19 protein-coding genes and 1 rRNA gene are annotated in these 20,582 nt (G+C 72.1%); 4 read left to right on the top strand and 16 right to left on the bottom strand.

The window, feature by feature from the left end; all coding sequences use genetic code 11:
* Positions 1–290 (bottom strand): 16S ribosomal RNA (locus tag ACZ51D_RS17170); the annotation flags it as partial.
* Positions 291–893: 603 nt separating this feature from the next.
* On the bottom strand, positions 894–2,162 hold the full coding sequence (gene tyrS, locus ACZ51D_RS17165) for a tyrosine--tRNA ligase (protein ID WP_465621188.1): 1,269 nt from the start codon (positions 2,160–2,162) through the stop codon (positions 894–896).
* A gap of 293 nt (positions 2,163–2,455) precedes the next feature.
* Here tyrS and ACZ51D_RS17160 point away from each other — a divergent pair, with 293 nt between their 5' ends.
* Entirely contained in the window at positions 2,456–2,986 is a 531-nt protein-coding gene (locus ACZ51D_RS17160; protein WP_360499716.1) for an HNH endonuclease, read from the top strand.
* Between the two features lie 77 nt (positions 2,987–3,063).
* On the opposite strand, the gene ACZ51D_RS17155 is transcribed toward ACZ51D_RS17160, so the two are convergent.
* The 7 genes from ACZ51D_RS17155 to ACZ51D_RS17125 form a co-directional block, all read right to left on the bottom strand.
* Complete coding sequence (locus ACZ51D_RS17155) at positions 3,064–5,169, bottom strand: outer membrane protein assembly factor BamB family protein (protein ID WP_465662681.1); 2,106 nt, start codon at positions 5,167–5,169, stop codon at positions 3,064–3,066.
* Between the two features lie 114 nt (positions 5,170–5,283).
* Positions 5,284–5,589: a 4a-hydroxytetrahydrobiopterin dehydratase gene (locus ACZ51D_RS17150; protein WP_360499712.1), complete on the bottom strand. Its 306-nt coding sequence runs from the start codon at positions 5,587–5,589 to the stop codon at positions 5,284–5,286.
* Between the two features lie 69 nt (positions 5,590–5,658).
* Complete coding sequence (locus ACZ51D_RS17145) at positions 5,659–5,838, bottom strand: DUF1272 domain-containing protein (protein WP_360499740.1); 180 nt, start codon at positions 5,836–5,838, stop codon at positions 5,659–5,661.
* 59 nt (positions 5,839–5,897) lie between these two features.
* Complete coding sequence (locus ACZ51D_RS17140; protein WP_465621167.1) at positions 5,898–6,656, bottom strand: sulfite exporter TauE/SafE family protein; 759 nt, start codon at positions 6,654–6,656, stop codon at positions 5,898–5,900.
* A gap of 248 nt (positions 6,657–6,904) precedes the next feature.
* Positions 6,905–7,954 (bottom strand): SPFH domain-containing protein, encoded by a 1,050-nt coding sequence (locus tag ACZ51D_RS17135; RefSeq protein WP_360499708.1) that lies wholly within the window; start codon positions 7,952–7,954, stop codon positions 6,905–6,907.
* 10 nt (positions 7,955–7,964) lie between these two features.
* Positions 7,965–8,387 carry an NfeD family protein gene (locus tag ACZ51D_RS17130; protein ID WP_360499706.1) on the bottom strand — a complete coding sequence of 141 codons (423 nt, stop codon included), beginning with the start codon at positions 8,385–8,387 and terminating at the stop codon, positions 7,965–7,967.
* Between the two features lie 164 nt (positions 8,388–8,551).
* On the bottom strand, positions 8,552–9,343 hold the full coding sequence (locus tag ACZ51D_RS17125; RefSeq protein ID WP_360499704.1) for an ABC transporter ATP-binding protein: 792 nt from the start codon (positions 9,341–9,343) through the stop codon (positions 8,552–8,554).
* 151 nt (positions 9,344–9,494) lie between these two features.
* Between ACZ51D_RS17125 and ACZ51D_RS17120 the strand changes: the two genes are divergently transcribed.
* Entirely contained in the window at positions 9,495–10,298 is an 804-nt protein-coding gene (locus ACZ51D_RS17120; RefSeq protein ID WP_465621164.1) for a hypothetical protein, read from the top strand.
* 105 nt (positions 10,299–10,403) lie between these two features.
* Here the strand turns inward: ACZ51D_RS17120 and ACZ51D_RS17115 are convergent, their stop codons facing one another.
* The 3 genes from ACZ51D_RS17115 to ACZ51D_RS17105 all read right to left on the bottom strand — a co-directional run bounded on the left by ACZ51D_RS17115 (position 10,404) and on the right by ACZ51D_RS17105 (position 15,028).
* Positions 10,404–11,072 carry a response regulator transcription factor gene (locus ACZ51D_RS17115; RefSeq protein WP_360499700.1) on the bottom strand — a complete coding sequence of 223 codons (669 nt, stop codon included), beginning with the start codon at positions 11,070–11,072 and terminating at the stop codon, positions 10,404–10,406.
* Positions 11,065–12,162 carry a GAF domain-containing sensor histidine kinase gene (locus tag ACZ51D_RS17110; RefSeq protein WP_465621186.1) on the bottom strand — a complete coding sequence of 366 codons (1,098 nt, stop codon included), beginning with the start codon at positions 12,160–12,162 and terminating at the stop codon, positions 11,065–11,067. The genes ACZ51D_RS17115 and ACZ51D_RS17110 overlap by 8 nt, the downstream gene beginning before the upstream one ends.
* A gap of 268 nt (positions 12,163–12,430) precedes the next feature.
* Positions 12,431–15,028 carry an FHA domain-containing protein gene (locus ACZ51D_RS17105; protein WP_465621161.1) on the bottom strand — a complete coding sequence of 866 codons (2,598 nt, stop codon included), beginning with the start codon at positions 15,026–15,028 and terminating at the stop codon, positions 12,431–12,433.
* A gap of 224 nt (positions 15,029–15,252) precedes the next feature.
* Between ACZ51D_RS17105 and serB the strand changes: the two genes are divergently transcribed.
* Entirely contained in the window at positions 15,253–16,515 is a 1,263-nt protein-coding gene (gene serB / locus ACZ51D_RS17100) for a phosphoserine phosphatase SerB (RefSeq protein ID WP_465662679.1), read from the top strand.
* Between the two features lie 95 nt (positions 16,516–16,610).
* Here serB and ACZ51D_RS17095 read toward each other — a convergent pair whose 3' ends face one another.
* The 3 genes from ACZ51D_RS17095 to ACZ51D_RS17085 all read right to left on the bottom strand — a co-directional run bounded on the left by ACZ51D_RS17095 (position 16,611) and on the right by ACZ51D_RS17085 (position 18,834).
* Positions 16,611–17,141 (bottom strand): SixA phosphatase family protein, encoded by a 531-nt coding sequence (locus tag ACZ51D_RS17095; protein WP_360499694.1) that lies wholly within the window; start codon positions 17,139–17,141, stop codon positions 16,611–16,613.
* A gap of 155 nt (positions 17,142–17,296) precedes the next feature.
* On the bottom strand, positions 17,297–17,419 hold the full coding sequence (locus ACZ51D_RS17090; protein WP_465621157.1) for an SGM_5486 family transporter-associated protein: 123 nt from the start codon (positions 17,417–17,419) through the stop codon (positions 17,297–17,299).
* 116 nt (positions 17,420–17,535) lie between these two features.
* Complete coding sequence (locus tag ACZ51D_RS17085) at positions 17,536–18,834, bottom strand: CynX/NimT family MFS transporter (RefSeq protein ID WP_465621155.1); 1,299 nt, start codon at positions 18,832–18,834, stop codon at positions 17,536–17,538.
* 124 nt (positions 18,835–18,958) lie between these two features.
* Between ACZ51D_RS17085 and ACZ51D_RS17080 the strand changes: the two genes are divergently transcribed.
* The gene (locus ACZ51D_RS17080; RefSeq protein ID WP_360499688.1) at positions 18,959–19,633 is read left to right on the top strand and encodes a FadR/GntR family transcriptional regulator; all 675 of its coding nucleotides are present in this window, start codon (positions 18,959–18,961) and stop codon (positions 19,631–19,633) included.
* A gap of 179 nt (positions 19,634–19,812) precedes the next feature.
* Here ACZ51D_RS17080 and fabI read toward each other — a convergent pair whose 3' ends face one another.
* Positions 19,813–20,580 (bottom strand): enoyl-ACP reductase FabI, encoded by a 768-nt coding sequence (gene fabI / locus ACZ51D_RS17075; RefSeq protein ID WP_360499686.1) that lies wholly within the window; start codon positions 20,578–20,580, stop codon positions 19,813–19,815.
* Between the last annotated feature and the right edge of the window lie 2 nt (positions 20,581–20,582).

Here is a 20,582-nt window from a genome sequence, read left to right as displayed (position 1 = left end):
TCAGGCCGGCTACCCGTCGTCGCCTTGGTAGGCCATTACCCCACCAACAAGCTGATAGGCCGCGGGATCATCCTGAACCGCCGGAGCTTTCCACCAACCCCCATGCGGAGGCAGGTCATATCCGGTATTAGACCTCGTTTCCAAGGCTTGTCCCAGAGTTCAGGGCAGATTTCCCACGTGTTACTCACCCGTTCGCCACTGATCCACCCCGAAGGGCTTCACCGTTCGACTTGCATGTGTTAAGCACGCCGCCAGCGTTCGTCCTGAGCCAGGATCAAACTCTCCGTGAATGTTTACCGGCTATCCGGTTCCCACTCGCGTTGAGCGGCACGGCAACCACCGGAATAGGGCGGCCCCGCGCACTGCGTCCTCGCTAGTGTTATTTCAAAAGGAATCTCCAACCCCGATCAAACGATCAAGGCCGGGGATGTCAACATATCTGGCGTTGACTTTTGGCACGCTGTTGAGTTCTCAAGGAACGGACGCTTCCTTCGGACCGCCTTCCAGCGGACCCTCCGGGCTTCGTTCTTTCGTGTTCCCAGCTTATCAGATGTTTTCCGCTCCGTTTTCCGGAGTTTCATTCATCCGATTTCCCGAACTGGCCGGGGCCGCTTTTCGCGACGTCCACCACTTTAGCGTATTTCGAGAGTTACTCGAAATTCACGCTCACGCCCTGTTGACAAAAACGCCAACGAACCCATGTGAATGGGCTGTGAGGTGTGAGAGTGGGTCTTGCTGAATGGGGTGGCCGCTTCAGCGACTCGTTCAACACTAGGCCACCCGGAGGGCCTCGTCAAACGTCGAGGGCCGGATCTGTCCAGATCCGGCCCTCGATGCTCGAAGCCGCAGCTCAGCGTGGGTGTGCTTTCAGCCAGGCAGGTCAGCCCGGCGTGTCAGCCGGCGGAGACCAGCTCCGCCGCCGCCAGGTTCCGCTTGCCGCGCCGCAGCACCAGCCAGCGGCCGTGCAGCAGGTCGGCCTCGGTCGGCACTGCCTCCTCGTCCGTCACCTTGACGTTGTTGAGGTAGGCGCCGCCCTCCTTGATCGTCCGACGCGCGGCCGATCGGCTCGGCGACAGGCCGACGGCGACCAACAGGTCGACCACCGGCTGGAGTTCGGGGGTCTCGGTCTTCGGGACCTCGGCCAGGGCGGCCGCCAGGGTCGGGGCCTCCAGGTCCGCGAGGTCGCCCTGGCCGAACAGCGCCTTGGACGCGGCGACCGCGCGCTCGTACTGCTCGGCGCCGTGGACGAGGGTGGTGAGCTCCTCGGCGAGGGCGCGCTGGGCGAGGCGGGCGGCGGGGCGCTCGGTGGTCTCGCGCTCCAGCTCCTCGATCTCCTCCTTCGAGCGGAAGCTGAAGATCCGCAGGAACTTGGAGACGTCCCGGTCGTCCGCGTTCAGCCAGAACTGGTAGAAGGCGTACGGGGTGGTCAGTTCGGGGTCGAGCCAGACGGTGCCGGACTCGGTCTTGCCGAACTTGGTACCGTCGGCCTTGACGATCAGCGGCGTGGCCAGCGCGTGGACGGACTTGCCGTCGGCCTTGCGGATCAGGTCCGTGCCGGCGGTCAGGTTGCCCCACTGGTCGCTGCCGCCGGTCTGCAGGGTGCAGCCGTAGCGGCGGTTCAGCTCCAGGTAGTCCATGCCCTGGAGGATCTGGTAGCTGAACTCGGTGTAGCTGATGCCCGCGTCGGAGTTGAGCCGTCGGGCGACGGCCTCCTTGGCGATCATGTTGTTGACCCGGAAGTACTTGCCCACGTCACGCAGCAGGCTGATCGCCGACATTCCCGACGTCCAGTCCAGGTTGTTGACCATGCGCGCCGCGTACGGGCCCTCGAAGTCGAGGAAGCGCGAGATCTGGCCGCGCAGGCGCTCCACCCAGCCGGCCACCGTCTCGGGGTCGTTGAGCACGCGCTCGGCGGTGGGCTTCGGGTCACCGATCAGGCCCGTGGCGCCGCCGACCAGGCCGAGCGGGAGGTTCCCCGCCTGCTGGATGCGGCGCATGGTGAGGATCTGCACGAGGTTGCCGAGGTGCAGGCTGGGGGCCGTCGGGTCGAAGCCGCAATAGAACGTGACCGGGCCGTCCGCGAACGCCTTGCGCAGTGCGTCCTCGTCGGTGGACAGGGCGATCAGCCCCCGCCACCGCAGCTCGTCGACGATGTCCGTCACGGTCACGCTTCTCCTTCTATCGGGCGCCCGCCCGGTGGCGGCCCGATGCGGTCGGGCCCCGGGTCGGTACGACTCCAGCCTGATAGAGCCTACGCGGTTCCGGCCAGCGAGTTTTCCCCGAGGCACCCCCTCGGGCCTGGCGGCGTACTCCCCCGGGCCCCTCCCCGATACCGGAAATTCCGTTGTTCGTCGGCCATGCGCCCATTCAGAGTGGTGTCACCGCCGTGCGGCGGCAGTGACGTGTGTGGAGACGGTCGTGCCGCCGTGGCACGCCCGTGGGAAGGGTGTGCCGAGTGCGCAACACGCTGGTTCTGAACGCGAGCTACGAGCCCCTGACAACGGTGTCGCTCCAGCGCGCCGTCGTCCTGGTGCTCCAGGACAAGGCGGTGGTGGAGCAGGCGCACCCGCTGCGCTCGATCCGGGGGACGGGCGTCGCCGTCCCGGTCCCGAGGGTGATCAGACTGCAACGGTACGTACGGGTGCCGTTCCGACAACAGGCCCCGTGGTCTCGGCGGGGTGTCCTGGCGCGGGACCAGCACCTGTGCGCGTACTGCGGGCGGCGGGCCACCACGGTGGACCACCTGCAGCCCAAGTCGCGCGGTGGTGCGGACAGTTGGCTGAACACCGTGGCCGCCTGCGCGGAGGACAACCAGCGCAAGGCGGATCGGACGCCGGAGCAGGCCGGGATGAAACTGCTGCGGCGCCCGTTCATGCCCACCCCGCAGGCCAGCCTGATGCTGGCGCTCGGTCTGCGCAGCTCGGAGGCGCGGGATCTCGCCGACTGGCTGCCGCCGGTACCGGGCCTGCCCGTTTCGGCCGCGTAGCCACCCGACCACGTAGCCACCCCATCCGGGTAGCCGCCCCGACCGCGTAGCCACCCGGCCGGTGCCGGCGAGCGGCCTCAGCCCTTCGCCTGGTACCCGGCCGCCGTGCCGTAGTTGGCCGCGTGCTCGGGCACCACGACCACCTGCCCACCGCCGATCAGCACCCGCCCGGAGAGCAGCAGCGAGCCGGTCCCGGGCGGGAAGTTGCCACCGGCCGCCTCCTCGCCGCCCGCCAACGGGAACCGGGTGAGGTGGGCCGGCTGGTCGCGGCGTTCGTCGGCGGCGAGCACCAGCGAGCCGCCGTCGATACCGACCGCCCGGACGGTGCCCTTGGCGGTGGTCGGGGCCTTCCAACGCTGCTTGCCGGTGTCCAGGTCGTAGCCGACCGCGGCCGCCGGCCCGCTGCCGTTCGCCGGGGTCAGGGTGGTGACCATCGTGCGGCCCTCGAAGAACACCTCGGGTGTGGCCGCGAAGGTGCCGTGGGCGACGTCCAGCCGGCCGCCGTCCGTGACCACCGGGATCTCGGCGGCCGGGTCGCCGGCGGTGCCCCAGGCGAACACCCGGTCGTTGTTCGGCTTGTCGCCGGTGGTGAGGACCACGGCCGGCTCGGCGGACAGCACCGTCACCGTCTTCGGCTGGTTGTTCAGCCCCCGCCACCAGCTGACCTTGCCGTCCGCGAGGTTCAGCGCGACGGCCTGGTCGGCGGGCGTCGAGTCGGCGCACGAGGAGGCCACCAGCACGGTCTTGCCGCTGACGCCGCCGGAGAGCGTGCAGAACTTGCCCTGCCCGGTGTACTGCCAGATGTCCTTCCCGTCCGCCGACTCCCAGGCCACCGCGTGGTCGTCGCCGATCGCGACCACCTTGTCCTCGGTGACGCCGACCCGCGCGGAGTAGGCGCCCTTCGCATCCGAAAGGGTCTTGGTCCAGGCCGTCTTGCCCGTCCTGGTGTCCACGACGGCCACCAGCGCGCACGGGCTCTTCGGGTCCGCCTGCGGACGGAACAGCGCCGCGCCCAGGCCCGCCTGGTTCACGCCCGCCGACAGCCCGCACGGAACGGCCCCGGCGGCCGGCGGCTCCACCGACCAGGTCGGCTTGCCGCCCGCGCGGTCGTACGCGTGCACCCCGGAGCCGTCGGCCCGGACCACCGCGTCCGTCAGCAGCCAGCTGCCGACCAGCGTGTCGTCACCCCCGGGCTGCCCGGCCGCGACGGGCTGCGCGGACCACGCCCGGGAGTGCGCCACCGTGAAGCCGGGCTCGCCGCCGCTGCTCGCCGCCGCGCTGCCACCGCCCTCAGCGCCGACCATCAGCCCGGCCGCCACCAGCACCCCGAGCGCGGCCACCCCGGCGCCGGCCCGCACGAGCAGGGCCTTCCGGCTGGGCACGTGCTCCCCGGTCAGCACCGCGTCGGCGGCCCGCCGGGCCTTGGCCGAGAACGAGGAGCCGGCCCCCGAGCCGGATATCGAGCCGGGCGCGGGCTTGGGACCGGAACCGGAACCGCCGTCACCACCCCGGCGGGCGGCGGCGCGGGACCGCGTGGCGGGCCGGGCCGCAGGCTTCGGGGCTTCCTCCGGGGTCTTCTCCGACCCGGTCGGCCCGGTCGGCGCGGACCCCGGCTCGGTCGGCGCGGACTCCGGCTCAGCCTCGTCGAGGTGCACATAGCCGTCCGCCGAGTACTCGGCCCCCGCCGGGACGTACAGCCCCTCCCCGGCGGGCTGTTGCCCGCCGGCATACGGCGTGTACGGCTGCTGCGCGTGGTCGGGGTACTGCAGGGACTGCGCGTGCTCGGGGTACTGCGGAGACTGCGCGTGGTCCGGGTACTGCGGGTACTGCGCGTACTCCGGGAGCGGCTGGTACTGCTCGTGGCCGCTGTACTGCCCCTGGACGTAACCGCCCTCGACGTACCCGGTCTGCCCGTACCCGGACTGGTCGTAGCCGCTCTGGTCGTAACCGGCGTGCCCGTAGCCGGACTGGTCGTACTGCGACTGCTGCCCGTACCCGGCCACGCCGTAGCCCGCCTGCTGCTGCGGCTGCTGCCAGTGCACCTGCTCCGGCGGCTGCTGCCCGTAGAACCCGTCGCCCTGCCAGTCCGGCTGGCCCTGGACCGGCTGGCCCTGGGCCGAAGGCCCCTGGGGGTACCACGGCTGCTGCCCGGTGTGGGCGTCTCCGAAGGGCTCCTGCGCCATCCGTTTCGTCCCTCCGAGCCCGCCTGCGTGCCGATGCGGCAGTCAGCATCTCACGCCGGTCCGGAGGGACGACCCGGGCCCTCGACGTGGGTTCCCGGGCCCGGCCCGAGAGCGTCAGGCCGCGGACTCGGCGCGCAGGGCCTCGTCGATGCGGGCGGCCAGGGTGAAGTCGAGGCCGGTGAGGCCGCCGGCGCTGTGGGTGGACAGGACGAAGCGCAGGGTGCGCCAGCGGATGTCGATGTCGGGGTGGTGGTCGAGCGCCTCGGCCTGCTCGGCGACGGCGGCGACCACCCGGATCCCCGCCGGGAAGTCCGGGGCGTCGGCGCTACGGACGATGCTGTCGCCCTCCCGGGTCCAGTGCGGCAGCGCCGCCAGTGCCGCCGTGATCTCGTCCTCGGTCAGCCGTGCCCTGCTGCTCATCGCTGCGCTCCTGCTGCGTCGTCGGTCCGGAGTGCTCCGGGGCGCCGGAGTACCCCGTGGTGGCCGGGGTCAGGCAGCCTTCCGGCGCGGACGGGCCACCAGCTCGCCGCCGCAGTTGGGGCAGCCGGCGGCCATGGCCTCGGTGCAGTCCGGGCAGAAGGTGCACTCGAAGGAACATATCGAGGCGGGGCCGTCGGCGGTCAGCGACACCTCGCAGCGCTCACAGATCTCGCGCATCTCCAGGGCCATGGCGTACTCCTCTTACTCTCTTACGGTCTGACGGTCGTTCGACTCGGCAGCGGCTTCGCTCACGCCAGCAGCAGCTTGGTGACGGCCGCGAGGCCGACCACCACGATCACCCCGCGCAGCGCGGTCGGCGGCAGGCGGCGGCCGACCTTGGCGCCGACCAGGCCGCCGACCAGCGAGCCCACCGCGATCAGCCCGGCCGCCGTCCAGTTCACGGTCGAGGTGAACAGGAAGAACAGCGCGGCGACGGCGTTGACGATCAGCGCCAGGGCGTTCTTCACCGCGTTGATCCGCTGCAGTTCCTCCTGCAGCAGCATGCCCATCAGCGCCATCAGCAGGACGCCCTGGGCGGCGCCGAAGTAGCCGCCGTAGATGCCGGTGAGGAACACCCCGGCCAGCAGCACCGGGCCGCCGTCCGGGTCGCCGCCGGGCCGGCGGCGGGCGGCGACGGCCTTGGCCACCTTGGGCTGGATCACCACCAGGACGAGCGCGAGCAGGATCAGCACCGGGACGATCGCGTCGAAGGCCCCGCTCGGCAGCTTGATCAGCAGCAGCGCGCCGAGCAGCCCGCCGAGCAGCGAGGCGGTGCCCAGGCGCAGCACCCGGCGTCCCTGGTCGGCGAGTTCGCGGCGGTAGCCGATCACGCCGCTGAGCGAACCAGGCACCAGGCCGAAGGAGTTGGAGACGTTGGCGGTGACCGGCGGGATGCCGACGGCGAGCAGGACCGGGAAGGTGATCAGGGTCCCGGAGCCGACGATCACATTGATCATCCCGGCTCCGACCCCGGCCACCAGGACGGCGATCGCCTCCCAGAGCGTCATGGGTCACCTCTCCTCTCGGTCCTGTCCGAGAGGATCATGCCGGACCGCCCTCCCGCCCGACCAGGGCCGCCCACGATTCGGGACGTACGCCACACCGTCACGAGCGGCGCCACGAAAAGCGCCACGAAAGCCCGAGGGCCCGCCGCCGTACGGGAGACGTACGGCCGCGGGCCCTCGGCGAAGCACAGCCCAGCCGCTCACTCAGGGTCGGCTCACTCCGGTCACTCCGGTCACTCCGGTCACTCCGGTCACTCCGGGTCGATCTTGGGGTACTCCCGGGTCGGGTCCACCCGGGGACGGGCGGCACCCTTCTCGGTGTCCACCGGCCGCGGCCCGGACGCCGGGTCGATCGGCACCTGGGTGGCCGGGGCGCCCTTCGGGACGCTCGGCACCGCGACGGCGCCGCCGTTGGCCCCGCCGCCGTTGCCGGTCAGGCCGGTGAAGGCGCCGCCGAGGCCCTTGAGCGCGTCGCCGACCTCGCTGGGGATGATCCAGAGCTTGTTGGAGTCGCCCTTGGCCAGCTCGGGCAGGGTCTGCAGGTACTGGTAGGCGAGCAGCTTCTGGTCGGCGTCGCCGTCGTGGATGGCCTCGAAGACCGTCCGGATCGCGGCCGCCTCACCGTCGGCGCGCAGCACCGCGGCCTGCGCCTCACCCTCGGCCCTGAGCACGTCCGCCTGCTTCTCACCCTCGGCCTTGAGGATCTGCGCCTGGCGCTGGCCCTCGGCGGTGAGGATCGCGGCGCGCTTGTCCCGGTCGGCGCGCATCTGCTTCTCCATCGAGTCCTGGATGGAGGTCGGCGGCTCGATCGCCTTCAGCTCGACGCGGTTGACCCGGATGCCCCACTTGCCGGTGGCCTCGTCCAGGACGCCGCGCAGACCGGCGTTGATGACCTCGCGGGAGGTCAGGGTGGACTCCAGGTCCATCGAGCCGATGATGTTGCGCAGCGTGGTGACGGTCAGCTGCTCGATGGCCTGGATGTAGCTGGCGACCTCGTAGGTGGCCGCCCGCGGGTCGGTCACCTGGTAGTAGATGACGGTGTCGATGTTGACGACCAGGTTGTCCTGGGTGATCACCGGCTGCGGCGGGAACGGCACGACCTGCTCGCGCAGGTCGATCCGGTTGCGGACGCGGTCGATGAACGGGACGACGATGTTCAGCCCCGCGTTGAGCGTCCGGGTGTAGCGGCCGAAGCGCTCCACGATCGCCGCGCTGGCCTGTGGGATGACCTGAATCGTCTTGATCAGCGCGATGAAGGCCACCACGACCAGGACGACCAGGACGATAAGGACGGGTTCCACGGACTCTCCCCTAGACGACCAGGGCGGTCGCGCCCTGGATTTCGACGACGTCGACCTGCTGCCCGGGCTGGTACACCTGGTCCGGGTGGAGCGCGCGGGCCGACCAGATCTCGCCGTTCAGCTTGATCCGGCCGCCTTCCCCGTCGACTGTTTCCGCGACGACCGCGGTGGCGCCGTGCAGCGCCTCGATGCCCATCTTGACCTGCGGGCCCTTCTGCAGCTGCCGGTAGGCGATCGGGCGCACGAAGACCACGAGCGCGACCGAGACCACGAGGAATGTGATGGTCTCCAGGACCACTCCCCCGCCCAGTCCGGCCACGCCCGCGGCGGCGAGCGCTCCGACCGCGAACATGGCGAACTCCGGCATCGCGGTGAGAACCAGCGGTATGCCGAGCCCTGCGGCGGCCAGGAGCCACCAGATCCAGCTGTCCACACGTCCATCCTAGGGAGCGAAGGCCTTCGAGGCGGACAGTTCCCGCAGGTCGAGGGGCGGAAACCGGTCGCACGTGCGACCGGTTCCGGCAGCCTCCCCGAGACGGGCGAAGGACGGGCGAAGGACGGGCCGAGACAGGGCGGAGGATCTGGCCGGACGGGGCCTCAGCCCAGCGGCAGGCCCTGGGCCGACCAGCGGTCGCCGTGGCGCTCCAGGGTGAGCGGCAGCCCGAAGCACTTGGAGAGGTTACGGGCGGTCAGCTCGGTGTCGATCGGGCCGGCCGTGAGCACCTTGCCCTGGCGGATCATCAGGACGTGGGTGAAGCCCGGGGCGATCTCCTCGACGTGGTGGGTGACCATCGCCATGGCCGGGGCGAACTCGTCCTGGGCGAGCGCGCCGAGCCGGCGGACCAGGTCCTCGCGGCCGCCGAGGTCCAGGCCGGCCGCGGGCTCGTCGAGCAGCAGCAGCTCGGGGTCGGTCATCAGGGCGCGGGCGATCAGGGTGCGCTTGCGCTCGCCCTCGGAGAGGGTGCCGAACTTGCGGTCGGTGAGGCCGGCCATGCCGAGGCGGTCGAGCAGCGCGAGGGCGCGGGACTCGTCCGACTGCTCGTAGCTCTCCTGCCAGCTGACCGTCATGCCGTAGGCCGCGGTCAGCACGGTCTGCAGCACGGTCTGCTCGGCCGGCAGCTTGTCGAACATGGCGGCGCCGGCCAGGCCGATCCGGGAGCGCAGCTCGAAGACGTCGATCTCGCCCAGCTTCTCGCCCAGCACGCTGACCTTGCCCGAGGTCGGGAACAGGTACGAGGAGGCGATCTGCAGCAGGGTGGTCTTGCCGGCGCCGTTCGGGCCCAGGATGACCCAGCGCTCACCCTCGGAGATGGACCACGAGACCTGGTCGACCAGCGCGCGCCCCTCCCGGACCACGGATACGTCCACCAGCTCCAGCACGTCGCTCATGCCTACGCCTTCCCCAAAAAACAAGATTCTCGGCCGTCGGTGCGGGCGGCACGCCCGACCCCGGCAGCCGGTGGGCACGGGGTGGGTGCGCCGCACACGCATGGGCAAACCTACGCCACGCGGATGACCGCCGATTCCGTAGGCTGGCCGGATGCTCGCGACTCCTCCCGACAATCCGTACGAAGAGCCCCGTTCGGGGCGGCTGGCCGCCTGGGGCAACGCCCTGCTGGCGGGCCTGGTGCCGCCCGACAACGCCGCCGCGGCCGTGCTGGGCGCCGACGAGAGCCACCGGGTGACCGGGCTGCCCGGGGACGAGCCGGGCGAGCAGCACGGGCTGACCTGGGCGCTGGGCCGACTGCGGGTGCTGGGGGTGCGGGGCCTGCGCCTCGCGCTGCCCTCGGCCGGGCACCCGCTGGGGCTGACCGGCCCGGCACCGTTCAACGGGCGCGCCATGGCCGTGGGCGAGGCCGTCCTGGCGGTGGGGGTGCCGCTCGGGCTGGTGCCGGAGGTCGAGGTGTTCGGCCCGGCCGGGGACCGCTCGGCGACCGTGCTGTGGCGCTGCTCCGAGGTGAACGACGCGCCGCCGGCGGACGTGCCGTCGCTGCAGGAGGCCGAGCGCGAGCTGGCGGACGGGCTGCGCGAGGCGACCGTGCTGCTCGCCCGGCTGGACGTGGCCGGCGCCGGGCCGGAGGCGCTGCGCGCCCTGGAGGCGTACCGCCGGCGCGGGCACGCCGAGCTGCTCGCGCCCGGCTACCCGCCGCGCGCCGTCCGGGTGCTGGAGTCGGCCCGCCAGGTGGCCGCCCTGCTGTCGATCGCCTCCGGCGGGCACGGGGCGGCCGTCAGTGCCTCCGAGATGGCCGCGCGGCAGTCCGTCCTGGCCCCTCTGTGGCGCACCGCCCGGCGGGCCCAGGTGGCCGCCTACAACGCCCTCGCGGACGAGCGCGAGGCCCGCTGAGGGCTCGCGGGACCACCCTCGTACCTGGCCGGAATCCGACCCCCGCGCACGGGACGCCCCCGTGCGCCCGGGGCGTCGGCCCGTCGGACCCCCATGCGCCGTCCGTCAGGCGCCGCGAGCGCCCTCCCGGGCCTCGCCGTTTCGGACGGCCCAGAGCGCGGCCTGGGTGCGGTCGGCCAGGTCCAGCTTCATCAGGATGTTGGAGACATGGGTCTTCACCGTCTTCTCCGACAGGTGCAGGCTGCGCGCGATCTCCCGGTTGGAGCGGCCGTCGGCGATGTGGCCGAGCACCTCGCGCTCGCGTTCGGTGAGGGTGCCGCCGCGGCCCTGCGGCGCGCGCGGGCCCTCGTCGGAGAGCAGCGCCTCGGCCAGCTCCGGCTGGAGCAGCACATGGCCGGCGTGCACCGAGCGGATCGCTCCGGCCAGGGCCTCCGGGTCCACGTCCTTGTAGACGTACCCGGCGGCGCCGGCCCGCAACGCGGGGACCATCGTGCGGTGCTCGGTGAAGCTGGTGACGATCAGGATCCGGGCCCGGCTGCCCTCGCCCTTGAGCGTGCGCAGCGCCTCGATCCCGTCGACGCCGGGCATCTTGAGGTCCATCAGGACGACGTCGGGATCGAGTTCGCGGGCCCGCTCGACGCCCTCCGCCCCGTCGGCGGCCTCCCCGACCACCTCGATGTCGTCCTGGACCTCCAGGAAGGTGCGCAGCCCGCGCCGGACCACCTGGTGGTCGTCGACCAGCAGGACACGGATCGACGGTGTGCTCTCAGGCACCGGGGACCTCCATCTCGACGAGCGTCCCCCGGCCGGGGGCCGACTCCAGGGTGAGCGTGCCGCCGACGGCGGCCGCGCGGTCGCGCATCGAGGCCAGGCCGAGGTGGCGGCCGGCCCGGCGGACGGATTCGGGGTCGAAGCCGCGCCCGTCGTCACGCACCCGCAGCACCGCGCCGCGCGCGGGCGTCCCGGCCAGGGTGACGGTGACCCGGCCGGCGCCGGAGTGCCGCAGCGCGTTGTGCAGCGCCTCCTGGGCGACCCTCAGCAGTGCGGCCTCCTGGGCGGGCGGCAGGGCGCGGACACCGTCGGCGGCGAAGGCGACGTCGGCGGTGTGCGCGCGGTCGAGGACCTGCACCTGGGAGGCGAGGGTGGCGCTCAGACCGTCCTCCTCCAACGCGGCCGGGCGCAACTCGACGACGACGGCGCGCAGTTCGTCGGCGGCCTCGGCGGCCAGCCGGGCGACCTCGGCGAGCTCGGCGCGGGCCCGGGCCGGGTCGCGGTCGACGAGCTTGGCGGCGGCCTTGGCGGTGAGGCGCAGTGAGAAGAGCTTCTGCGAGACGGCGTCGTGCAGGTCGTGCGCGATCCGGGCGCGCTCCCCGGCCAGGGTGAGTTCACGACTGCGCTCGTACAGCCGGGCGTTGGACAGGGCGAGGGCGGCGTGCGCGGCGAGGATCCGCAGCAGTTCCTCGTCGTGGTCGGTGAACAGGCCGCCGCCGCGCTTGTTGGCGAGGAAGATGACGCCCATCACCTGCAACTCGTCCTCGGCCGCGTCGGTGTCCAGGATCGGCATGCCGAGGAAGGCGCCCATCTCGGGGTGTGCGGAGGGCCAGCCGCCGAAGGAGGGTGCCTGGCGGACGTCGGCGAGGCGGATGGGGCCGGTCTCGTGCAGCATCGCGGCGAGCACGCCGTGCTGGCGGGGCAGCGGGCCGATCGCCCGCCACTGCTCGTCGGTGACGCCGTCGACCACGAACTGGGCGAATCCGCCGTGGTCGTCGGGCACGCCCAGGGCCGCGTACTCGGCGCCGAGCAGTTCCCGGGCGGAGGCCGTGATGCGGCGCAGCACCTCGCGGACCTCCAGGTGCCGGTTCATGGCGAGCAGGGCCTGGCTGACGGTCTCGATCCCGGACAGGCAGGGGTCGCAGGCGGGCAGCGGGCCCTGGTGGGCCAGGTGGTCTCCGGTGGTGCTGGGCATACCGCCAAACTACCGCCGCCGCCGGGGCGCTCGCGTCCGCCTGCGGCCGCGCCGGACGCAGGTCCGAGGACCTAGGCCGCTGGGCCCACAACGCCGCCGGGTCCACAAAGGCCGAGGGGCGGCCCTCCCGTTCGGGAAGGCCGCCCCTCGGCGGTTCGGAAGGGGCTCAGCCCTTCTGCATGACCTCGGGCTCGTGCCGGCGCTGGAGCCGGGTGACGAGGATGCCGATGAGGACCGAGATCACGATCAGCACGCTCGCGTCGATCGCCCACTGGGCGACCGAGTGCTTCCAGAGCGGGTCGTAGTTCGGGTGCTGGAAGTCCTTGTTCCAGGGGCCCATGAGCTGGGACAGGTCGAGCGTGGTGGAGACGATGCCGGTTCCCCAGCGGGCCGGCATCAGCCAGGCGACCTGTTCCAGGCCGGGCTTGCTGAAGATCTGGAAGAGGCAGCCGGTGAAGACGACCTGGACGATGGCGAACATGACCAGCAGCGGCATGGTCTTCTCGGCGGTCTTCACCAGTGCGGAGATCATCAGGCCGAACATCATCGCGGCGAAGCTCAGCAGGATCATGCCGACGGTCATCTCGATGAGCGGCAGGTTCTTGACGAGCAGGCCGTGCTCGGGCAGCTTGCGCGGCAGGAAGCCGACGGCGGAGATGATGGCGCCCTGGATCACGCTGAAGAAGCCCAGCACGATGATCTTGGACATCATGTACGCCGAGCGGGAGAGCCCGGTGGCTCGTTCTCGCTCGTAGATCGCCCGTTCCTTGATCAACTCGCGGACCGAGTTGGCCGCTCCGGAGAAGCAGGCGCCGATCGCCAGGATCAGCATGATCGTCGCGGCGCCGCTGTTGAGGTGGAGCTGCGTCTTCGGGTTGGGCGCGAGCCCCGGTTCGTTGGGGATCAGCACACTGACCGCGCCGATGACCGCGGGCAGCAGCACCGACAGTGCGAGGAAGCCGCGGTCCGAGGCGAGCACGGACATGTAGCGCCGCATCAGCGTCCACAGCTGGGAGCCCCAGCTCTGCGGCTTCGGCGGCTTGATGGCCTCCTGGGCCACCTGCACGTGCTGCACCTCGCCGGCGTCGACGGTGGGGGCGGAGTACTGCTGGTAGTGCACCGAGCCGCGGTAGCGGCCGGCCCAGTCGTGCTCCGGGTAGTTCTCGAAGGCCTGGAAGACGTCCGCCCAGGTCTCGTACCCGAAGAAGTGCAGCGCCTCGTCCGGCGGGCCGAAGTAGGCCACCGCACCGCCCGGCGCCATCACCAGCAGCCGGTCGCAGAGCGCGAGTTCGGCCACCGAGTGGGTGACGACCAGGATGGTGCGGCCGTCGTCGGCGAGGCCGCGCAGCATCTGCATGACCTCGCGGTCCATGCCCGGGTCGAGGCCCGAGGTGGGCTCGTCCAGGAAGATCAGCGACGGCTTGGTGAGCAGCTCCAGGGCGACCGAGACGCGCTTCTGCTGGCCGCCGGAGAGCGCGGTGATCTTGTTGTCGGCGCGCTTGTCCAGGCGCAGCTCGTACAGCACCTCGTCGATCCGGGCCGCACGCTCGCTGGCCTCGGTGTCGCCGGGGAAGCGCAGCCGGGCCGCGTACTTGAGGCCGCTGCGGACGGTGAGTTCGCGGTGCAGGATCTCGGACTGCGGCACCAGGCCGATGCGCGAGCGGAGTTCGGCGAACTGCTTGTAGAGGTTGCGCCCGTCGTACAGCACCTCGCCGCGGTCGGCGGGGCGGTAGCCGGTGAGGGCGCGCAGCAGCGTGGACTTGCCGGAGCCGGACGGGCCGATGACCGCGACCAGGGACTTCTCCGGGACGCCGAAGCTGACGTCGTCGAGCAGGATCTTCTTGGCGCCCTTGTGCTCGACCTCGACGGTCAGGTGGCGGGCGGAGAAGGAGACCGCGCCGGTGTCGACGAACTCCTGCAGCTGGTCGCCGACCAGCACGAAGCCGGAGTGGCCGACGGTCAGCCGGTCCTGCGGGCCCATCAGCTGACGCTGCACCCGCTGGCCGTTGAGGAAGATGCCGTTGTGGCTGCCGAGGTCGACGATCTCGTAGCGGCCGTCCGGGAGCTGGCGCAGCTCGGCGTGGTGGCGGGAGACCTGGAGGTCGGACACCACGATGTCGTTGTCGAGTGCGCGACCGATCCGGATCGTGTTCATGGCCGACGTCAGGCTGCGGATGACGGTCGGCTGCGGGCCGCCGCCGGCGCCGTGCTGCGGCGGCGGGAAGCCCTGGTCCTGCGGGAACCCCTGGTCCGGGAAGCCCTGCTGCTGCGGGAAGCCGCCCTGCTGGGCCGGCGGCGCGTACTGCTGCTGCGGGAACGGCTGCTGGGCCTGCGGCTGACCCGCCCAGGCCTGCTGCTGCGGCTGCTGGTACGGGTCCTGCTGCTGCCAGCCCGGCTGCTGGGGCTGCGGCACCGGGCCGCGGCTGGTGGCGGCCTCGTGCATCGGCGTGGCGTGCGGGGCGGCGGCGTGCGCGGGCGCGGAGAAGCCGAGCCGGGGGCCGTTCTCCGGGTTGCCAAGATTGACGACGGCTCCGGGGAACAGCTGGGCGTGCATGGTGCGGGCGCCGGCCACGTACGTGCCGTTGGTGCTGCCGTGGTCCTCCAGCTGCCAACCGCTGCCGTTGAAGCTGATGGTCCCGTGGTGCCAGGAGACCCTGGCGTCGTCGAACGGGAAGTCCGACTGCGGGTTGCGCCCGATGGTGTAGGACCGCCCGGGCTCCAGAGTCCGCTGCTGTCCGTTGATCTCAATGACGAGTTGCGGCACTGCTCGCCTGCCCCGCTCTCTCGGTTCCCCCGAATTGTGGCCCCCGGCCGGGGGTGCGCTGTTCCTGTGACTGACGGTGGGCATCATTCCAGCCCGCCGACCGCCGATGAAAGTCGCCCCGGGTGACTGTGACCAGGCTGCTACCGGAGCGCGGGCCCGCGGCGTCCCGCGGGGTGGGACAGGTGGTCTCGGGCCACCGGCCGACGGGTAGCGTGGGAGGCACCATGAACGCATCGCCCCTGGCCGCTGAGCCCCTCCCCGCCGCCCAGCCCCGGACCGCGGACGAGCGCACCCTGCTCGTCAAGGTGTTCGGCAAAGACCGCCCCGGCATCACCGCCGGCCTCTTCGCGACGTTGGCCGGCTTCGGCGTCGACGTCATCGACATCGAGCAGGTCGTGACCCGTGGCCGCATCACGCTGTGCGCCCTGGTCACCCCGCCCACCGCGCCCGACGCCGAGGGCGGACTGCGGGCCACCGTCCACCGCTGGGCGGACGAGCAGAAGCTCCAGGCCGAGATCCTCTCCGGTATCGGCGACAACCGGCCGCGCCGCGAGGGCCGTTCGCACGTCACGGTGCTCGGTCACCCGCTGACCGCCGCCGCCGTCTCCGCGCTGACCTCCCGGATCACCGCGGCGGGCGGCAACATCGACCGGGTCTTCCGGCTCGCCAAGTACCCGGTGACGGCGGTCGAGCTGGCCGTCTCCGGTGTGGCCACCGAGGAGTTGCGGGCCGAGCTGGCCCAGGAGGCGGCCACCCAGCGGGTGGACGTCGCGGTGGTCGCGTCCGGGCTGGAGCGCCGGGCCAAGCGCCTGGTGGTCATGGACGTCGACTCCACCCTCATCCAGGACGAGGTGATCGAGCTGTTCGCCGCCCACGCGGGCTGCGAGGAGCAGGTCGCCGAGGTGACGGCGGCGGCGATGCGCGGCGAGCTGGACTTCGCCGAGTCGCTGCACGCCCGGGTGGCGCTGCTGGCCGGGCTGGACGCCTCGGTGACGGAGAAGGTCCGCGCGGAGGTCCGCTTCACGCCGGGCGCGCGCACCCTGATCCGTACGCTGCAGCGCCTCGGCTTCCAGGTCGCGGTGGTCTCCGGCGGGTTCACCCAGGTCACCGACCACCTGGTGGAGCAGCTGGGGCTGGACTTCGCGGCGGCCAACACCCTGGAGGTGGTGGACGGCAAGTTCACCGGCCGGGTGGTCGGCGAGATCGTGGACCGGGCCGGCAAGGCCCGCTGGCTGGCCCGCTTCGCCGAGCAGGCGAAGGTGCCGCTGGAGCAGACGGTGGCGATCGGCGACGGCGCCAACGACCTGGACATGCTGAACGCGGCCGGGCTCGGGGTGGCGTTCAACGCCAAGCCGGTGGTGCGCGAGGCCGCCGACACCGCGGTGAACGTGCCGTTCCTGGACACCGTGCTCTACCTGCTGGGCATCACCCGCGAGGAGGTCGAGGCCGCCGACGCGCTGCACGGCACCCCGACCGAGGACGAGTAGCGGCCGACCGAGCGGGGCCCGCCGAGGAGGGCCTACGGACGTACGTGAGGGGCGCGCGGATCGGATCCGCGCGCCCCTCACGTACGGTCCGGGAATCAGTCCTGCGGCGGCGTGTAGTACGAGACCAGCTCAGCCACGCCCGGCTCGACACCCTTCCACGAGCCGCTGAAGCTGAGCACCGCGATCGCCGCCGTCGGGAACCCGCCGAGGCGCAGCCGCTCCAGCGCGTCCCGGTCGCCCGCGTCACCGGCCAGCACCTGGGTCAGGCCCAGCACCCCGGGATTGTGGCCGACCAGCACCAGGTCCGCGTACTCCTCCGGGGTCTCCTGGAGGACGGCGATGATCTCGCCGGGCCGGGCCTCGTAGACCCGGTCCTCGTACACGGTCTTGCGGGCCCGCTTGGGCAACTCGTGCACCGCCAGCTTCCAGGTCTCGCGGGCGCGCAGGGCCGTGGAGCAGAGCACGTACTCGGGGTTGATGCCGGAATCGACCAGCCAGCGGCCGGCTTCCGGGGCCTGGTGGCGGCCCCGGTCGGCCAGCGGCCGCTCGTGGTCGTCCACGCCGTCCGGCCAGTCGGCCTTGGCATGGCGGAGAACGATGATCCTGCGGGGCGTTTCGGCGCTCATACCCAGCAAGCTTGGCAGAAAAGCCGCCCGGCGTCGCGACGCTCCCGGTTGCTGCCACTCCGTCGGGTGTCGGGCGCCATCATGCCCCGTTCACCGGGACTTCGAATGGCGGTCGGACGGGGGTCGGACGGGGGCGGGCTTCGGTCGGACGGCCGTCAGCCCATCGAGCTGGCGATGGTGGCGATCACCGCCACCAGCACCGCGATGCCGACGAAGGCCAGGGCGATACGGCCGAGCTGCTTGCGGCCGTCGGTCGGGTTCGGGTCAAGAACGGGCATGTCGGGAATCCTCCCATCCCGAACACGCCCGTCCCTCGCTGGCCCCGCCTTCTTGGTCAGGCCTTGACCGGCCCGGGCCTTCTTGGTCAGGCCTTGACCGGCCCGGGCCTTCTCGGTCAGGCCCTGACCGGCTCCGCCGGGCGGACCGCCTCGTCCTCGATGTGCCGGGCCCGCGCGGCCCGCAGGCCGAACAGCATCTGCGGCACCAGCAGCAGCGCCAGGAAGCCCAGCGGCCAGTACCACTCGCCGGTGACCTGGTAGATCCGGCCGATCAGGATCGGGCCGGGGATGGAGATCAGGTAGCCGACGCCCTGGGCGAAGGCGGACAGCTGGGCCACCCCGCCCGCCGTCCGGGCGCGCAGCCCGATCATGGTCAGCACCAGGGGGAAGGCGCAGTTGGACAGGCCGACCAGGACGGCCCAGACCCACGGCGCGCCGGCCGGGGCCAGCGCCAGCCCGGCGTACCCGGCGATGCCGCAGGAGGCCAGCACCACCACGAACAGCCGCTGGTCGCCGCGGCGGGCGGCCAGGTTGGGCAGCACGAAGGAGACCGGCACGCCGATCACCATGGTGACCGCGAGCAGCACCCCGGAGGTGCCCTTGTCGATGCCCGAGTCCTGGAAGATCTTCGGCAGCCAGCCCATCACCACGTACGCGCCGGTGGCCTGGAGGCCGAAGAAGCAGGCCAGCGCCCAGGCGGTACGGCTGCGGGTGATCGGCAGCTTGACCGGGGCGGCGGTGCCCCCCGCCCGCTCGCCGCGCTCGCGCTTGGCGATCAGCAGCGGCAGCCACAGCACCAGGGCGAGCGCGGCGAGCGCGGCCCAGACGCCCAGGCCGTAGCGCCAGTCGCCGCCGAGGGTGCTGGTCAGCGGCACGGTGACGGCGGCGGCCAGCGCGGTGCCGGCCGACAGCGCCATCGAGTACAGGCCGATCATCGGGCCGACCTTCTCGGGGAAGTACCGCTTGATCACCACCGGGAGCAGCACGTTGGAGACCGCCACGCCGGCCAGGGCGAGCGCGGTCAGCAGCAGGAACACCGCGGTGCCGCCGGCGAAGGAGCGGGCCAGCACGCCCGCGGTGATGGCGGCCATGCCGGCCGTGACGACCGCGATCGGGCCGATCCTGCGGGCCGCCGCCGGGGCGGCGAAGCCGAACAGCCCGAAGCACAGCGACGGGACGGCGGTGAGCAGCCCGGCGAGGGTCGGGTTCATCCCGAGGCCGGTGCGGACCTGGTCGAGCAGCGGCCCGAGGCTGGTGACGACGGGGCGCAGGTTGAAGGCGGCGGCGGCGATCGCGACGGCGAACAGCCAGCCCAGGTACGTGGCGGAGGAGGTGGAGGGGGCGGAGTCGGCGGGCCGCTCGGTCTGCGGCCTGGCCTCGTTCCGCGGGGAAGCGGTGGTCTCTGCTGCGGGCATGTGCGCCATCATAGAATGATGGGATGAATTGATGCACCTCGGAATTGGCATGATGTGCCGACCGTTCATCCACCGGCCACATTCCACCCAGGCCCCACCCGAGCCGTAGTCGCAAGGAGTCACCGTGGCGCTGTCCTCGCCGAGGCGCACCCCGCTGTCCGACCAGGTGATCGCGCAGCTGCGCGCCCAGATCACGTCCGGGGAGTGGCCGGTCGGCTCGCGCATCCCCACCGAGGCCGCCCTGGTCGAGCAGCTGGGCGTCGCCCGCAACACCGTGCGCGAGGCCGTCCGCGCCCTCGCCCACAACGGCCTGCTCGACATCCGGCAGGGCTCCGGCACGTACGTGCTGGCCACCAGCGAGCTGGCCGGGGTGATGCACCGCCGCTTCGCCGACGCCGACCAGGCGCAGGTCGCCGAGCTGCGGGCGGCGCTGGAGACCTCGGCGGCCGGCCTGGCCGCCCAGCGCCGCACCGAGCGCGACCTGGAGCTGCTGGACGGCGCGCTGGCCCGCCGGGAGGGCGCCTGGCACTCCGGCGACGCCGAGGACTTCATCCAGGCCGACGCCGCCTTCCACCAGGCCGTGGTGGCCGCCGCCCACAACGACGTGCTGCTCGCCGTCTACGCCGACCTCGGCGAGGTCACCCGCGCCCACCTGCGGCACGACGTCGGCCCGGAGCTGATCGCCGAGCGCTACATCGGCCACGACACCATCCTGGACGCCATCCGGGCCGGCGACGCCCAGCGCGCCTCGGTCGAGGCCGGCCGCGCCATCGGCGCCTGCGCGACGGCCGAGACGTGAGGCTCCGGCCGACGCCCGAGACGTGAGGCCCCGGCCGACGGCCGAGACGTGAGGCCCCGGCCGACGGCCGAGGCCTGAGGCCCCGGGCGTGACGCCGTGAGCCCCCGGCAGGACGGAACGCCGCTGCCCGGCACCCCCACGGGAGGGGTGCCGGGCAGCGGCGTACGGGCGGAGCGTCGTCAGGCGCCGATGGCGTGCACTCCGCCGTCGACGTGGATGATCTCGCCGGTGGTCTTCGGGAACCAGTCCGACAGCAGCGCGACGACGGCGCGGCCGGTCGGCTCCGGGTCGCTCATGTCCCACTTCAGCGGGGAGCGGTGGTTCCAGGTGTCGGCCAGGTCGCCGAAGCCCGGGATGGACTTGGCGGCCATCGAGCCGAGCGGGCCGGCCGAGACCAGGTTGCAGCGGATGTCGCGCGGGCCCAGGTAGCGCGCCATGTAGCGGCTGGTCGACTCCAGGGCGGCCTTGGCCGGGCCCATCCAGTCGTACTGCGGCCAGGCGAACTGCGCGTCGAAGGTCAGGCCGACCACCGAGCCGCCGTCCTGCATCAGCGGCAGCAGCGCCATGGTCAGCGACTTCAGCGAGTACGCCGAGACGTGCATGGCGGTGGCCACGGACTCCCACGGGGTGTCCAGGAAGTTGCCGCCCAGGGCGTCCTGCGGGGCGAAGCCGATCGAGTGGACGATGCCGTCCAGGGTCGGCAGGTGCTCGCGGACCTGGTCGGCGATGCCCGCCAGGTCCTCGGGGCTGGACACGTCCAGCGACAGCACCTTGACCGGCTTCGGCAGCTTCTTGGCGATCCGCTCGGTCAGGCTCGGGCGCGGGAAGGCGGTGAGGATGATCTCCGCGCCCTGCTCCTGCGCGAGCTTGGCGGTGTGGAACGCGATGGAGGACTCCATCAGCACGCCGGTGATCAGGATCCGCTTGCCTTCGAGGATTCCACTCATGA

The sequence above is a fragment of the Kitasatospora sp. NPDC033851 genome (assembly GCF_055576085.1).
The sequence above is the reverse complement of the archived record's forward strand: the minus strand, read 5'-3'. Positions and strand labels throughout refer to the sequence as shown.